At 44.1% G+C, this 17460-nt stretch carries 9 protein-coding genes; 8 read left to right on the top strand and 1 reads right to left on the bottom strand.

Translation table 11 applies throughout. The features are described from left to right. The first annotated feature begins 121 nt into the window (after positions 1–121). The 8 genes from KEM09_RS11165 to KEM09_RS11130 all read left to right on the top strand — a co-directional run bounded on the left by KEM09_RS11165 (position 122) and on the right by KEM09_RS11130 (position 16295). Positions 122–952, top strand: a complete 831-nt coding sequence (locus tag KEM09_RS11165) for a hypothetical protein (protein WP_212228342.1) — start codon at positions 122–124, stop codon at positions 950–952. 366 nt (positions 953–1318) lie between these two features. Next, complete coding sequence (locus tag KEM09_RS11160; RefSeq protein WP_212228340.1) at positions 1319–4180, top strand: TIM-barrel domain-containing protein; 2862 nt, start codon at positions 1319–1321, stop codon at positions 4178–4180. Between the two features lie 118 nt (positions 4181–4298). Continuing rightward, entirely contained in the window at positions 4299–6479 is a 2181-nt protein-coding gene (locus KEM09_RS11155; protein WP_212228339.1) for a beta-glucosidase, read from the top strand. Between the two features lie 51 nt (positions 6480–6530). Continuing rightward, positions 6531–10625, top strand: a complete 4095-nt coding sequence (locus KEM09_RS11150; RefSeq protein ID WP_212228337.1) for a hybrid sensor histidine kinase/response regulator transcription factor — start codon at positions 6531–6533, stop codon at positions 10623–10625. A 143-nt stretch (positions 10626–10768) separates the two neighbouring features. Next, positions 10769–13585 (top strand): beta-galactosidase GalA, encoded by a 2817-nt coding sequence (gene galA, locus KEM09_RS11145; RefSeq protein ID WP_212228336.1) that lies wholly within the window; start codon positions 10769–10771, stop codon positions 13583–13585. Between the two features lie 86 nt (positions 13586–13671). Further along, positions 13672–15180, top strand: a complete 1509-nt coding sequence (locus tag KEM09_RS11140) for a family 43 glycosylhydrolase (RefSeq protein WP_212228334.1) — start codon at positions 13672–13674, stop codon at positions 15178–15180. 28 nt (positions 15181–15208) lie between these two features. Then, positions 15209–15829, top strand: coding sequence for an SGNH/GDSL hydrolase family protein (locus tag KEM09_RS11135; protein WP_212228333.1), 621 nt, complete (start codon positions 15209–15211; stop codon positions 15827–15829). Beyond that, positions 15783–16295 carry an SGNH/GDSL hydrolase family protein gene (locus tag KEM09_RS11130; protein WP_212228331.1) on the top strand — a complete coding sequence of 171 codons (513 nt, stop codon included), beginning with the start codon at positions 15783–15785 and terminating at the stop codon, positions 16293–16295. Before KEM09_RS11135 ends, KEM09_RS11130 begins: the two co-directional genes overlap by 47 nt. Before the next feature lie 73 nt (positions 16296–16368). Here KEM09_RS11130 and KEM09_RS11125 read toward each other — a convergent pair whose 3' ends face one another. Further along, positions 16369–17247 (bottom strand): AraC family transcriptional regulator, encoded by an 879-nt coding sequence (locus tag KEM09_RS11125; protein ID WP_212228329.1) that lies wholly within the window; start codon positions 17245–17247, stop codon positions 16369–16371. Positions 17248–17460: the final 213 nt, after the last annotated feature.

The raw sequence follows: 17460 nt of genomic DNA, 5'->3' as shown, positions 1-17460 counted from the left end.
AATATATCTGAATTACTGTTTGGCGATTTTGGGGTGATGTATGAGCATATTGGATTAATTAAACCCCTGATTACACAGTAGTTTTGAATATCAAATAAGTCACCATTTATATGAGTAAGTTATGAGAGAGCGAATTATAGTTTTTGTTTTATTTATGTCTGGCTTTGTTTTTATGGCCAGGGCACAGCACGATAATAAAGTAGTTGCAGATAGCCTTTACAATGATAAGGCTGCTAAAGCAGACTGGGACATGAGCCTGGCTTTTAAGTCACAAAATGTTTTTCGGGGCTTGTTACCATCAGCCTCTCCGGCTATGGCCACGCAAGCCGGTGTTATTTGGGGCGATTGGATTTTTGGTATGTATGGAGGCGTTGGCCTCAATGGCGTTTATCAGGAAACAGATTTTATACTGGTCTATCGTCAACCACGATTTAACGTGCACCTCGAATACTATTACAACTTTACACAGGGTATTACTGATATCCCTGATCCAAGCGGCATATTTGATTTCAATAAACAAACAACCCGGGGCCTGCTCGACCTGATAGTGAATGTGCAGCTTGATAATGCCGGTCATTGGCACTTAAAATCCTCCACTTTGGTTTTTGGGCGTGATAATGAACTGGAATACATTCAGGCTGGCAACGAATTGATTAGTTACAGAGGGGCACAAAGATATACCCAATACCTGGCATTAGAATATGGTTGGTATTGGGGCGATAATAAAGTAAAGGCCCATGTTGGTGGAGCGTTTAGTTTACACGATCCGACAGGTGCTCATTTCTATGGAGCAAAACCTGGTTTCAATGATATTGGCATTGCCTTTACCCGTAAAATTAAGGTTGGAGAAAATGCTCGCTTACCGGTTAAAGTGGCGGCTGTTGTCAACCCTTTGGCTGATAGGAGTTACCTCACTTTCTCGGTCGATCTGATTCAGTTGAGTAAGTTATAAGCCAGATACTTCTTAAGGTTGTTGAATTGAAGCTCACGGGTTTCCCACCTGTTAGGCTTGTTCCGCTTCGCGGGAAGAAGGGCTGAGGAGGTTATTGATCTCTAAACAGCAGTTTATCAGTAGTCTGCGCGTTGCTTTAGGGTCACTTAATTATCAAATTATACATACATTCACATCATTAGCAACATAGCAGTTATCATTTTAACCCCTATCATTAACAATCGTTTGGTGCCGGCAGGTGCCATTGCGATACTTTTGTGATGAGTCTATTGACAAATGCCAAAGCGCCATGTGACAGCGCAATTGTATGTGGTATAAGTCAACAAATAGCGACTCTTCACACATGGAAAAAATGATAACAGCTATATGAACAGGACAACACAAAAACTAAAGTATCTCGGACAATTATTAGCGTACAGCTTTTTATTGGTGTCATGCAGTCAACCGACCTACCTGCGCCAGAGCGATGGTGTTATTATATACCCCAAAGAGCGTAGCAATGCCGATGCTCAGATGGTGCAGATTCATGCAGTGTCGGAGGGCATTATCAGGGTGGTGGCATCACCCGAAAATCAATTAAATCCACGCGAGAGTCTTGTGGTCATCCCACAGGGCGAAAATAAGGTGAAATTCACCCTTGAGGAAAAGGAGGACGCATTGCTGCTCAGCACTGCTGATGTTAAGGTGAAAGCATCATTGCAAACAGGCGAAGTGGCTTTTTTTGATAGTGAGGGCAATGCTTTGCTAAAGGAGCAGGCTGGTGGTCATAAAAAGTTTAGCCCCATAAGCGTTGACGGCTATACCGGTTATACCTTTGAGCAGGTGTTTGACTCGCCCGATGATGAGGCCTTTTATGGCTTAGGACAGCACCAGAGCGACGAGTGGAATTATAAAGGCAAGAATGAGGAATTGTATCAGTACAACACAAAAGTATCAGTGCCTTTTATTGTGTCGAATAAAAACTACGGCCTCTTGTGGGATAATTACTCGCTCTCCCGCTTTGGTAATCCCAACGACTATGGGCAGCTTTCGCAGTTTACTTTGTATAACAAGCAGGGCGAAAAAGGGGGATTAACCGCCACATACACTACGTCCGATGGCACTGTGTTTGTGCAACAAGATGAAGCAGACATCGACTATGAACACCTTGATGCTGTTAAGCAATTTCCCGAGGCATTTCCCTTTGAAAATTCGACCATTGAGTGGGAGGGGCAGATTGAAGCACCCGAAAGCGGCACCTATCATTTTAAGCTTTACTATGCCGGATACACCAAAGTGGAGATGGCCGGTAAGGAAGTGGTGAAAGAGCGCTGGCGAACGGCCTGGAATCCTAATACCTATAAGTTTACTGTTGAGCTGGAGAAAGGGCAGCGGGTACCTCTTAAGCTAAGCTGGAAACCCGATGGCGGTGTGTCGTACATCGGGCTCAAGGCCTTAGCACCCCGACCAGCTGAAGAGCAGGGTAAGCTGGCTTTATGGTCGGAGATGGGCCAGCAGCTTGATTACTATTTTGTGCATGGCCAAAACATGGATGAGGTCATTAGTGGTTACCGGCAACTAACCGGTAAAGCCACCATCTTGCCGCGCTGGGCCTATGGTTTCTGGCAAAGCAGGGAACGCTACAAAACACAGGATGAGATAGTCGGTACCTTAGCTGAATTTCGTAAGCGTCACATTCCCATCGATAATATTGTGCAGGACTGGTCGTACTGGGAGGAGGACCAATGGGGCAGTCATCAGTTTGATACCAGCCGTTTTCCTGATCCACAAAAAATGATGGATGATATACACGGTATGAATGCCCACTGCATGATTTCTGTCTGGCCTAAGTTTTATATCAATACCGATAATTACAAGGCACTGGATGCGAAAGGCTACATGTATCAGCAGGCGGTGAAAGACAGTGTGAGAGACTGGATTGGTCAGGGTTATATAGGTTCCTTCTATGATCCTTACAGCCAGGGGGCACGCGAACTTTTCTGGTCGCAAATGCGCGATAACCTTTATCAATACGGGATGGATGCCTGGTGGATGGATGCTTCAGAGCCCGATATCCTGTCCAATGCCAGCATCGATTACCGCAAGAAGCTTTGTGGTCCAACGGCACTTGGCTCATCCACTGAGTATTTCAATACCTACTCCCTGGCCAATGCCGATGCGATTTATAACGGACAAAGAAGCGTAGATCCTGATAAGCGTGTGTTTCTGCTCACCCGCTCGGGTTTTGCCGGATTACAGCGTTACGCCACAGCCACCTGGAGCGGCGATATAGGCACTCGCTGGGAAGATATGAAAGCACAGATTACAGCCGGAATGAACTTTGCCTTGTCAGGCATTCCTTACTGGACCATGGATATTGGTGGTTTTTGTGTGGAGAAACGCTACGAATCAGCCCGTGAAGGTAGTGAGGACATGGAGGAGTGGCGCGAGCTTAATACGCGCTGGTATCAGTTTGGTACTTTTGTGCCACTATACAGGGCACATGGGCAGTATCCTTATCGCGAGGTATTTCATATTGCGCCCGAATCGCATAAAGCCTATCAGAGTATTGTGGCATACAACAAGCTGCGCTATCGCCTGATGCCATACATCTATTCCCTGGCGGGTTATGTCTATTTTAATGATTACACCATGATGCGTGCTTTGGTGATGGATTTCGCCAATGACAAGGCTGTTACCAATATTGACGACCAGTACATGTTTGGGCCATCATTCATGGTTTGTCCGGTATACGAGTATGGCGCTCGTCAGCGCGAGGTGTATTTACCCGGTGGCACAGCCTGGTACAACGCTCATGACGGAGCTTTGATTGAAGGTGGTCAACGCATTATGGCGGAAGCTCCATATGAGCAAATGCCACTGTTTATCAAAGCCGGTTCCATTGTGCCAGTTGGGCCTCAAATTGAGTACACCGGGCAAAAGCCGTATGCACCTATCAAATTATTGGTGTACATCGGTGCCGATGGTGCTTTTACCATATACGAAGATGAAGGACTCAACTACAACTATGAAAAGGGACACTATGCGATGATTCCTGTTTCGTGGTCTGATAAAGAGCGGGTATTAACAATTGGTGAGCGTATAGGAACATATAGTAGTATGCCCGAGGAGCGGGAGTTTGAGGTGATTTTCGCCGGTAAAAAGAATAAAGTTGATCTCGATTTTGACCGTTTAAAAGGGCAGAAAATAAAATATTCCGGGAAACCAGTACAAATAAGTGCTGAATAATAAATGGATGAGAGGGCTCGGTGAACAAAGGTGCATCGAAGCTCTCTTTTTTATCTGTTCAGTATGAACGTGCCCTGCCTGGGGGCTTAATTGTAGTAATAAAGAAACAACGCAAAATATGAAAAATATAATCCTGTTGGCCGCCATCCTATGGTTAGGATTTAGCTCAAATGGTATGGCACAAAAGCCTGATGAAGTAGAAGAAAAGATTAGTGCCATTATTGCCCGGATGACGCTGGACGAGAAAGTGGCTATGTGCCATGCGCAATCTAAATTCAGCTCGCCCGGTGTGCCGCGCCTCGGTATCCCTGAGTTGTGGATGTCTGATGGACCACATGGTGTTCGTGGCGAAATTAACTGGGACAACTGGGGCTATGCCGGCTGGACCAATGATTCCATCACTGCCTTTCCGGCATTAACCTGTCTGGCCGCTACCTTTAATCCGCAGCTGTCCTACGAATATGGCGTGGCCATTGGCGAGGAAGCGCGTTACCGTAAAAAAGACGTGTTGCTGGGGCCGGGTGTTAATATCTATCGTACCCCACTCAATGGCCGTAACTTCGAGTACATGGGTGAAGATCCGCTGCTGGTCTCCAAAATGGTGGTGCCATACATTAAAGGGGTACAAAGTAATGGCGTAGCTGCCTGTGTGAAGCATTTCGCACTCAATAACCAGGAAAGGTGGCGCTCACACATTGATGTGCAGGTGAGCGATCGGGCACTTCATGAGATTTATCTGCCGGCATTTAAAGCCGCTGTTCAAGAGGGCGGCGTGTGGTCGGTAATGGGCGCATATAATCAGTTCAGGGGACAGTTTACCAGTCATCATGAATTACTGATTAATAAGATACTGAAAGGCGATTGGGCCTTTGATGGTGTAGTGATTACCGATTGGGGGAGTGCCCACGATACAAAAGAGGCAGCTCTTAATGGCCTTGATATTGAGATGGGCACCTGGACCAACGGACTAACCTTCTCTGAAAGTTTTGCTTACGATAACTATTTTCTGGCCAAGCCATTCAGGGATATGATAAAGAGTGGTGAGCTGAGCGAGTCTGTTGTGGATGAAAAGGTACGTCGGATATTACGACTCATGTTTCGTACCAATATGAACCGCGAACGTTCGTTTGGTCGCGCCAATAATGTGGAACATAGTCACGTTGCTCGCAAGGTGGCTGCTGATGGCATCGTCTTACTGAAAAATGATAAGGGTTTTCTGCCAATTGGTGAGCATACCGACCTCACCATTGCTGTGATTGGCGAAAATGCCACCCGCTCCATGACCAATGGAGGCGGTTCTTCGGAATTAAAGGCAAGGTACGAGGTGTCGCCACTGGAAGGGATTAAGCAACGCTTTAAAAATGCCACTATTATTTACTCAATGGGTTATGCCTCCGGACCGCCGGCCTACGGGCGCGAATTGCCTTCGGGCTTAGATGCCGATTCGTTAAGCAGAGCGGCTGTTAAAGCAGCTGCTGAAGCGGATATGGTGCTGTTTATCGGGGGGCTTAATAAGAATCACTATCAGGATTGTGAGGGCGGCGACCGTCAACATTATCATTTGCCCTTTGGTCAGGATGAGCTAATCAGGAGAATTACTGATGTAAATCCTCAAATAGCCGTCGTGATGGTCAGCGGAAATGCTGTTGAAATGCCCTGGTTACATGATGTAAAAGGACTGATTCAGGCCTGGTACAATGGCAGTGAAGCGGGCAATGCCCTGGCCGATATTCTCTCGGGCGAGGTTAATCCCTCGGGTAAGCTGCCGTTTTCGTATCCGGTGAAATTAAGCGATAACGCTGCACATCATTTCGGTCAGCTGTCCTATCCGGGTGATAGTATCAGGCAACATTATCAGGAAGATATATTGGTAGGTTACCGCTGGCATGAAACACAACAGATAAAGCCCCGGTTTGCATTTGGCTATGGCTTATCCTATACTCAATTCACTATTTCAGATGCAGGAGTAAATGCCGCTTCCTACCTGGCAGATGGAACCATTAAAGTAAGTTGCACCATTAGCAATGAGGGGCAGAAAGACGGAGCAGAAGTCGTGCAGGTCTACATTGGTAAAAAAGATTCGAAAGTAAAACGGGCCGTGAAGGAACTCAAAGCCTTTGAGAAAGTTTACATGAAAGCCGGCAGCATCACCACCGTTGAGCTGACCATACCTGTTGAACAATTAGCTTTCTACGATGAAAGCATAGCCGGCTGGCATATCGAGAAGGGACGCTACCAGCTTTATGTGGGAAATGCGTCAGATAATTGCGTTTATCAAACACAATTCAGAATAAAATAGTATTTTTTGGGGTGGCATAGGTCATTTATGAATAATGCAATTGAAAAATCAATGAAGATAATCCTGTTCAGTTTCGTCCTGTTGTTCTTGCTATCATCTGGTGGACAAGCGCAAAAGCAGTACTCCTTTATAAGACTAGGCAACGAAGATGGTTTGGTCAATAATCAGGTGAATTGTATTCATAAAGATCATCAGGGCTTTATATGGATAGGAACAGTGGCCGGTTTAAGCCGCTACGATGGTGTTTCATTTGTTAATTTTAAGCACAACTCTGCTGATTCCAGTTCCATTGATGACAATTACATCATCAATATCCAGGAGGATTATAAGCATAATTTATGGCTTGAAACCTCGCAAGGGTATGAGGTGTATGATGTTCGTCAGGAGCGTTTTTACAGTGATCCTAACGAGTACCTGAAGAAAGACACCTCAATTATCAATATCGATCGGGTGTATTGTGATAATGACCAGCAAATATGGCTCAAAGATTACAATAAAGATTACTACCAGCAGCTGGACTCCGCCACGCATGAATTACGGTCTGTTTTTCCGGATAATAGTAAAACAGGTAGTTATCTGGTTGATTTCAAGCATGCCAACGGCTATCTGTATTGCTTGTTTGGCAATGGTACGCTTGAATGTTACAAAGACACTGGTACACAATTAATCTTTAGCGATGATTACCTTGCTGATAAGATGGGAACAGATAGCCTCAATGCCGAATTGTTTATTGATGCCGAAAACGATGTTTGGTTTTATGGGAATAACCTGGGCGCTCATCATTATAACGCCTTAACACAACAATGGAGTAATTACTCCATGACCAGTAACAAAACCCAGCTGACCAGTAATATAATCAGGCGCATTGTACAGGATGATAAGGGACTAGTTTGGGTGGGTACCGACCATGGAGGGATTGACATCATCAATAAATATTCTGGTGAGATTCAAACCATATACCATCAACCGGATAATGATAAGAGTGTAGCACAAAATTCCATCACCGATTTGTATATCGATGATAACAATATTATTTGGGTGGGCTCCTATAAAAACGGATTTAGTTATTATCACGAAAGCATCCATAAATTCCCACATTTTCATCATCTATGGTCCGATCCTCATAGCGTACCATTTAGTGATATCAACTGCTTTGTGGAAGATAATAAAGGCAATCTGTGGATTGGTGCCAATGGTGGCGGTCTGATTTATTTCGATCGTCAGAAAAACAGGTTTACCCAATACCTGCACGATAAACATAATCCTTATTCGCTGAGTGGTAATGTGATTGTGAGTACATATATCGATGTTCATGGTGATGTGTGGGTGGGCACCTATGCGGCTGGTCTGAACCGTTTCGATGGGAAAAAATTTACCCGTTATCAGTGCGAAATTGATGGTGGCAGGGGACTAACGAACAATAATATCTGGTCAATCATTGAGGATGATAAGCATAACCTGTGGGTAGGTACCTTAGGCGGGGGCATCGTGACATATGATCGACAGACTGACCAATTTAAGCCTTTGCCCAATAATGGCACAATTGAACCACCGGGTCCGGTTATTAACCAGATTTTCAAATTGTCGGATGGCAATATGTTTATCGCAACAGCTAACGGTGTGGCATTTTACAATATTGAAGAGCAGCGTTTTAAATACCATCCTACCATTAACCGGACAGAGCCCTTTGACCTTGGCAACAAAGCAGTTAATGCAGTGTTTGAAGATACGCGCGGTTTTTTGTGGATTGCCACACGCGAAGGCTTGATTATGCTCGATCCGCAAACCGAATACATCAAGCTTTTTACTGCCAATGATGGATTGCCTGAGGACATTATCAATTGCATAGAAGAGGATGAATACCAGGCCATATGGATTAGTAAATCAACTGGTTTGAGTCAAATAGTGGTTAATAAGCTGGTGGCCAGCAATGAATATGATTTTCATATATATGACTTTACCAGGGAAGATGGTTTGCAGGGGAATGAGTTTAACCCGAATGCCAGTTGCAAAACAAGCAATAATGAGCTGATATTTGGAGGTGCCAATGGTTTTAACCTGTTCAAGTCCAAAGATATTAAGTACCCCAATGTGCAGCCTAAAGTAGTGTTCACCGATTTGCAGGTGTACAACCAAACGGTGGTGCCCGGGCAAAAAGTACATGGGAGACAGCTGTTGAGCCAATCTATATCATTAACCGATGAGGTGGTTTTAAAGCACTCAATGAATGTATTTTCCATAGGCTTTACGGCGCTTAACTTTTTCATCCCCGACAAGATCAGGTATCAGTATCGCCTGCATGGTTTTAATGAACAATGGTTGCCTTTGGACCCCGACCAAAAGCTGGTCACCTATACCAACCTAAGTGCTGGCGACTATGTGTTTCAGGTGAAGGCCACTAATGCCGATGGTTCGTGGAATACTCAGTACTCGGAATTGCGAATAGAAGTGCTGCCTCCCTTGTATGCTACTACCTGGGCGTTTCTGCTTTATTCGTTAATCATTCTGCTTGCCATGATTTATTACCGCTATTCGATGCTGCGAAAAGAGCGTTTAAAGTTTGAGATGGAGCAGGAGAAATTGCAAATCAACCGCAATAGGGAGATGGATGAGATGAAGCTGAAGTTTCTGACCAATGTCAGTCACGAGTTCAGAACCCCATTGACGCTGATCCTAACGCCTTTACACAAGCTGATGCATGAAGCTACTGACAAATCTAGCCGCAAGCTGCTGGAAGTGATTGATCGCAATGCCAGGCAGTTGCTTGAGCTGGTCAACCAGCTGCTCGACTTTAGAAAGCTGGAGCTACATGGCCTGAAATACAACCCTTCGTATGGTAATATTGTTGCTTTTCTGCAGGAGGTAAGTAATAATTTTGAGGAGGCTTTTACCAAAAAGCAAATAAGCTTTACGTTTACCCACGAAGTTGATCAGTTCATGCTCAACTTTGATCGTGATAAGCTTCAAAAGGTATTGATGAACTTGTTGTCCAATGCCTTAAAGTTTACCCCGGAGAATGGAGCTGTTGAGCTTTCGCTTCAAATTGATAACAATGAAGAATTAGTGTATATATCGGTAAAAGACAACGGTATCGGTATTAAGCCTTCGGATATGGATAAGATATTTGTTCGCTTCTTCCAATCTGAACACAATAAAAAGCTAGGCCTTTCGGGCAGCGGCATCGGACTTAATCTGGCACGCGAAATGGTGCAGCTGCATAATGGTACCATTCATGTTGAAAGCACGGAGGGTAAGGGTGCTACGTTTAAGGTAGCTCTGCCTGTCACCAGAGAGGTTGATAAGGTAGAGGAAACCGCTGTGGAGATGAGCATTGATGAGCAGGAGCAGCCCGAATTGCACATCGACGCCAAGGGCAAGGCATCCATCTTGCTGGTGGAGGATAATCACGATTTCCGCACGTTTATGAAGGAAACCCTGGAGGACCGGTTTAACATCTATGAGGCAGCTGACGGGCAGGCTGGTATTGAATTGGTGCACAAGGTTATTCCCGATCTGATTATAAGCGATGTAATGATGCCCCGTGTGGATGGTTTGGAGCTTTGTCAACAGCTGCGTAAAGATATACGTACGAGTCATATACCAATTATTTTGTTAACAGCCCGAACAGCTGATGAAGATAAAATCAAAGGGCTGGAGATAGGTGCCGATGATTATATTACCAAGCCATTTAATATGGATTTGTTGGTGTTGCGACTGAATAAACTGCTAGAGAAACGGAGTAAGATGCAAAAGCAGTTTCAAAAAAACGTGGAGATACAACCCAGCGAAGTGCAGATCACCTCGATGGATGAAAAGTTGATAAGCAAAGCGGTGGCCGTGGTCGAAACCAATATTGCCGAATCCTCTTTTTCGGTGGAGGACTTGAGCAGGGAGCTGGGCATGAGCCGTGTCTATTTGTATAAAAAACTGGTGTCAATTACCGGCAAATCGCCCATTGAGTTTATCCGCATCATACGACTGAAGCGTGGTGCGCAATTGTTGCAGAAAAGCCAGATGAATATTTCAGAAATTGCCTATGAGGTAGGCTTTAATAGTCCGCGTTATTTCAGTAAGTACTTTAAGGAAGAGTATGGTATGTTGCCAACGGCATATATGAAATCGTTCAATACAGAAGATAATGCATAGTGGTTGAAGCCTCAGGTTTCTGCGTTTTTTGCAATTAAACCTGGTGAATTAACATTTATGCGGGTGATAAGAAACAAATGGACACCTACTGGCAATTGCTGGCACCTACCTTTGTTGCTGAAAACAACAGCAGTTCTATAATTATGAAAAAATCCTGGCTAATTCTTGTAATCTGTCTGACTGGCTTTGTGGCTTTGGGACAAACAGTACGTGAACGTATAAATTTTGATGATGACTGGTATTTTGCTTATGGCCATCCCTTTGATAAAACAAAAGATTACCATACTGGAACCAGTTACTTTACCTACCTGGCCAAGGCGCGCTATGGCGCTGACGGGGCGGCAGCAGCTGACTTCGACCATAGGGCATGGCGACCTGTAAATTTGCCCCACGACTGGGCAGTGGAAGTACCATTTGATGCCAAAGCCAGTCATAGCCATGGTTATAAAGCTGTTGGTCCCGGTTTCCCGGAAACATCGGTTGGTTGGTATCGCAAAACATTCTTTATTGACAGTACAAAACTGGGCCATCAAATCTTCCTCGATTTTGATGGAGTATCACGCGATACTAAGGTATGGGTCAATGGTCATTACCTGGGCAATGAACCCAGCGGATACCAGAGTTTCAGTTATAACATATCTGACATTATCAACTATGGAGCGGATAATGTGGTAGCTGTTCGTGCCGATGTAAGCATGGAAGAAGGCTGGTATTACGAAGGGGCTGGCATATACCGCCATGTGTGGTTGCGTACAACGCCCGCATTACACATCCCGAAAGATGGACTATTTGTACACAGTGAGGTCACAGATAGTCATGCGCAGGTATTTATCGAGACAGAAGTGGACAACAAAGGTGATGTAGAGCAGCATTTTAGTGTCATGCACCGTGTGCTGGATGCGGCAGGTAATATGGTAGTTCAGTCTGCTGCCGAAACGGCTGTACTTTTGCCAATGGATAATGCCTTACTGAAGACAAGTGTGCAGGTAGAAGCGCCGCAACTGTGGGGCCTCGATGCACCATATATGTACCAGTTAGTGACAGAAATTTGGGCAGATGGGCAATTGATGGATCAGTATCAGACATCCTTTGGCATCAGAACCATCCATTTTGATGCCGATAAGGGCTTCTTCCTAAATGGGAAACGTACTAAACTTAAAGGGACCAATAATCACCAGGATCATGCAGGAGTGGGCTGTGCCATGCCCGATGAATTAATTCGATGGCGTCTGCAGCAACTCAAGAATATGGGAAGCAACGCCATTCGTAGTTCACACAATCCACCAACTCCCGAATTACTCGATTTATGCGATGAGATGGGGATATTGGTCATCAACGAAAATCGCTTAATGGGCACCACCAATAAAGCTTTACACGAACTGGAGCGCTTGATAAAGCGCGATCGGAATCATCCATCGGTTATTGTGTGGTCCATTGGTAACGAGGAGTGGGGCATCGAATGGAACGAAATAGGTGCGCGTATGACCCAAACCATGCAAAACTTTGCCCGGCGTGTTGATCCCACCCGACCGGTAAATGTCGCCATCAGCGGGGGCTGGGGGCAAGGTTCATCCACTACTGTGGAGATAATGGGGTATAATTACCTGGTACATGGCGATACCGATAAGCACCATAAGAATTTTCCGCACCAGCCATCAATAGGTACCGAAGAGGGTTCGACATTTGCTACGCGTGGTGTTTATTTTGAAGATAATGAGCGTCAATATAAAGTGGCGTACGATGTTAAGCCAAGGCCCGATTGGTTTACCATACAGGAGGGCTGGAAGCATTACGCCGAAAGAGATTACCTGTCGGGCACGTTTATATGGACCGGATTTGATTATCGTGGAGAATCAACACCATATACTTGGCCATCGGTCACTTCTTATTTTGGTATGATGGATGTATGTGGTTTTCCAAAGGATAACGTGTTTTACCTTAAATCGTGGTGGCAGGATGAACCGGTGTTACACCTATTGCCGCATTGGAACTGGCAGGGGCAGGAAGGTGATACCATCGATGTGTGGGTATATAGTAATTGCCAGGAGCTAGAACTGCTACTGAACGAACAATCATTGGGCAAAAAGACAATGCCGTTAAATGGCCATTTGTCGTGGAAAGTACCTTATGCTCCCGGAACCATTAAAGCGATAGGGTATAACAAAGGCGAGCATGTGTTGACCAAGGCGCATACAAGCACCGGTGCACCGCAGCAAATCAACTTAAAGGCACATCAGGCGGGCTTAAAGCAACAGAATGATCTGGCGGTTATAACGGTGGAGGTGCTGGATGAGAAGGGGCTTCATGTACCAACTGCCAATAACCTGATTGAGTTTGAAATAGATGGTCCGGGAAAAATAATTGGACTGGGCAATGGCAATCCAACATCGCATGAAAAAGAGGTGTTTATTGATGATTATCAGCAGATAGAATTGCCTGAAACCAACATGCATAGCGTGACTGATACTGAGTTAGCTGGGCAGCTGACAGTATTAAAAAAGAAGGAGCAAAAATACATTAAGCAATTGGAAGCAGAGAAGGCCTTGGTGACTGAGTTCATGTTGACAGAAACGCCAAACGAAAATCAACAATATACCTGGTATTATACCCATGTTGGCCATCAGCAACGCATCTACCTCAATGGGCATCTCCTGAGCGATCAGCTCAGCGCCAACGAACAGAGTGCAAGCTTTGTAATTGACAACAGTTTATTAAAAAAGGGCCGCAATCAGGTGCTGGTGATAACCCAGCCATTTGAGCCACAAAACGAGTGGGATAAGCCCAATCGTAAGGTAGGTGTGATACAGGTAATCACTCAGGCAGAGTCGCCCAAACGCCGACTGTTTAATGGCTTAGCTCAGGTGCTTGTGCAATCGACCGGTGAGCCGGGGCAAATTACCTTAAAAGCTAAGTCAGAGGGATTGCAGGCAGGAGCAATACGTCTAGATATTGTGCCCTAAAGTGAGATATTTTCTATTAAATGCTTTAGCCTGATTTGTTCCATGGCTACTCGAATCAATTGCTCATTCATATTAATTCTTCATTGATGAAAAAACTCGTATTAATTCTTTCCTTCATAGTATTTTACAATATAGTGAGTGCTCAGAGTCAGCCAGATTCGCAACTGGCTGCACAAGGCTCGTTTATGAATCCGATATTTGCCGGAGATTATCCGGATCCCAGTATTCTGGTTGATGGTGACAACTTTTGTGTTGTTCATTCATCCTTTGAATATTATCCCGGTTTAACGATTTGGCATTCGAGAGATTTAGTAAACTGGACACCGCTTGTCAATGCTCTGACGGAATATGTAGGCTCTGTTTGGGCCCCGGATATAGCCAAGTATGATGGAAAATACTATATCTATTTTCCGGCTAACAATACCAATTACGTGGTTGTTTCAGAGTCTGTTGAAGGGCCGTGGAGTGCCCCGGTTGACTTGCATATTGGTAATATCGATCCGGGAAATGTGGTTGACGAAGAGGGTAATCGTTTCTTATACTTTAGCAACGGTGGCTATGTGCCTTTATCTGCTGATGGCTTATCGGTTACCGGTGAGCTTAAACATGCCTATGATGGCTGGCCCATTCCGAGAGACTGGAGTATTGAGTGTTTTTGCATGGAAGGACCAAAGCTATTTAAGCGAGGCGATTACTATTACTTACTAGTGGCGCAAGGCGGTACAGCTGGTCCGGCTACTGGCCATATGGTGGTTGCTGCGCGTTCAAAGTCGGTCACCGGTCCATGGGAAAACTCCCCGTATAATCCCATTATTCGAACTAAGAGTAAGGATGAAAAGTGGTGGTCGGTGGGTCATGCAACGGTGTTTGGCGATGCACAAAATGATTGGTGGATGCTGTTTCATGGCTATGAAAAAGACCACTACAACATGGGGCGGCAAAGCTTGTTAATGCCTGTTGAATGGACCGCAGATAATTGGTTTAAGGTACCCGATAATGTGCAAGTTGATGAGCCGATCAAACTACCAGTTTTAGCCGGGAGCGAAAGTGCATTTGAGTTGAGCGACTCGTTTGATGAACCACGTTTAAATGCACAATGGAAATTTTTTAGGGGCGATGATTCCTTACGATACAAATTGGATAATGGCCTGGTCATTAGCGGAAAAGGACATAATATAGCTGAAAGTGAACCATTATTATGTGTGCCTCGTCATCACTCATATACTGCTGAGGTAGAGCTGGAAATAGAAGGTGATGCCATTGGAGGTCTTGTTCTTTTTTATAGTCCCAAGATAGCTTCAGGAATTTTGGCTGATAGTTCCAATGTTTTAGCCAATTTAAGAGGCTGGCAATTTGTCACCGAAGAAAATGTACTGAACAACCGGGTCTGGTTAAAGCTGAAGAATTGCAATAATACCGTTGATATGTATTACTGTTGTGATGGGACGAACTGGTACAAGATAGAAAACTCAGCTGAAGTTTCGGCTTATCATCATAATGTGTTGAGCGATTTTCTTAGTTTGCGGATTGGTTTGGTGTCAATGGGAGCAGGGCAAGTCACTTTCAAGAATTTTAAGTACACACCAATAGAATAATAAATACAAAAGATAATTGATTCACGCGATGAAAGAATTGACTAAATACTTTATTGTTATAAGTTTGATGTTTCTTGGCTTTTGGGCATGTCAGCCACCTATGACCAGTTTGTTATTTAGCGATGCCGATATCACTTATGAAGGGCGTATACTCATGCGCGATACGGTGGCCGAGTTAATATGGCCTGGCACCAGCGTATCCATCAGTTTTAAAGGCACCGGATTAACAGCAACCTTGCAGGACCTGGATACAGCCAATTATTATAATGTCATTATTGATGATGTACCGACAGCGGTGATACATACCGATACCACAAAGCAACACTATGTATTGGCTTCTGATTTGAAGAAAGGGGTACATACAGTGCAGCTGTTTAAACGTACTGAATGGGATAAAGGTAAAACACTGTTTTATGGTTTTAAGCTCCACGAAGGGGGTAAGGTCCTTTCGCCACCAAAGCCTAAAAAACGGAAAATTGAGTTTTATGGTAATTCAATAACCTGTGGATATGGCAATGAAGACACCAGCGATCAGGACCGGTGGTTTGGCTATTTTCAGAACAATTATGAAACGTATGCGGCCATCACGGCCCGCCATTTTAATGCACAATACCATTGCATTGCCAAGTGGTATTGGCATAACGGTTAGCTGGTTTCCAATGGTGATGCCTGAGATGTATAATCGATTAGATCCCACCGATTCTACATCTGTTTGGGATTTTAATAGCTATGTACCCGATGTGGTGGTCATCAACCTATTTCAAAACGACTCCTGGATTGTGACTGATCCTAACAACGAACAATTCATCAATCGGTTTGGCGAACAGGCTCCCACTGATACAACTATCATACAGGCATATAAAGATTTTGTAGGCTCCATACGTGGTCAATACCCTCATGCGGCCATTATTTGTGCCCTTGGTAATATGGATGCCACCAAAAGTGGTTCTGCCTGGCCAGGCTATGTTCAATCAGCTGTTCATCAACTCAATGATCCGGATATCTATACCTGCTTTTTTCCTTATAAAAATACGGGAGGCCATCCTAAGGTTAATGAGCAGCGGCAGATGGCTAGTCAACTGATTGAATTCATCGAAGCGAATATCAATTGGTGAAAAAAGAATAGCACTGAGATAAAATGCAATGGCAGTGGTAAAAAGTATCACTGCCGTTTTGCTTTAGCCATGGCTAATACACGTTTTTAGTACCCGTGAAATTTTTACGGAATTCAGAAGGAGTATAACCTTGTTTCTTTTTAAATATTCGGTTAAAATTAGAGATATTGTTAAATCCACACGAATAGCATATTTCACCCACGCTTTTATTGGTTTCAATCAGCAGGCGTGTAGCATAACCTAATCGTATTTCATTGGCAAAATCAACAAACGATTTGCCGGTTCTTTGTTTAATAAGGCGACTGAATGAAACAACTGTCATATTAACATGCGCAGCAGCTTCTTCTACCTTAAGCTTCTTTTGATAATTAGCTTTAATAAAGGCATAAATGGATTCAATACGTTCGCTGTTATGGAAATCACTATTGCGCAGAAATGAAATGTTGGTGAGTAACTGCTGATGACGCGAAATGGCTAAATCATAGAGCAATGACTGAAACTCCAAAAAACTATCATAGCCTCGCTTCTCTGTTATGCGCTTTATTCTGGGTTCAACCAGAGCTATGGTGTCACTTGAAAAACGAATACCCCTGTTGGCATTGACAAAGAGCTCTTTAATGGGTTTCATTATGTTACGATCGAGCATGTTCTGGTCAAACAGTTCACGCGGAAACTGAATAGTAATTTCATGATATACTCCATTATTGATATTCTGAAAGTTTTCCCACCCATGGTATAGGTTAGGTCCAACCATTACCAGTTCCTTTTCGGTGATAATACCGATGTGGTCGCCAACAATACGCTTGCCACCCTGTGCATTGGTAATGAAATTGATCTCAAATTCGGGATGAAAATGAACAGGAAAAGAAAAGGCTTTGCGCTTTCTGTCAAACACCAGAAAACAATCATTGTCTTTTAAGGGTGTTATTTCACGATGTATTTGATTTTCCATAGCCTTAGATTTAGATTCTACAAGGTAATTATGTTGGTACTATTATATATGCTCGTTTGATAAAATATTGTGTACGATTTGTTAATAAGGTTATTAACAATCATTTTAAACTTAGTGTAAGGTGCTGTTTGATAGGTGTTATGGTGTTTTTGGTGATTGCTGTGTCTGCTTGATCTTTGACTTATTTGCATTGATACAATAATATCAAATAGT

The sequence above is a fragment of the Carboxylicivirga mesophila genome (genome assembly GCF_018271975.1).
GTDB classification, from domain to species: domain Bacteria; phylum Bacteroidota; class Bacteroidia; order Bacteroidales; family Marinilabiliaceae; genus Carboxylicivirga; species Carboxylicivirga mesophila.
Note: the sequence above shows the minus strand (reverse complement) of the source record. Positions and strands in the feature narration are given on the sequence as shown.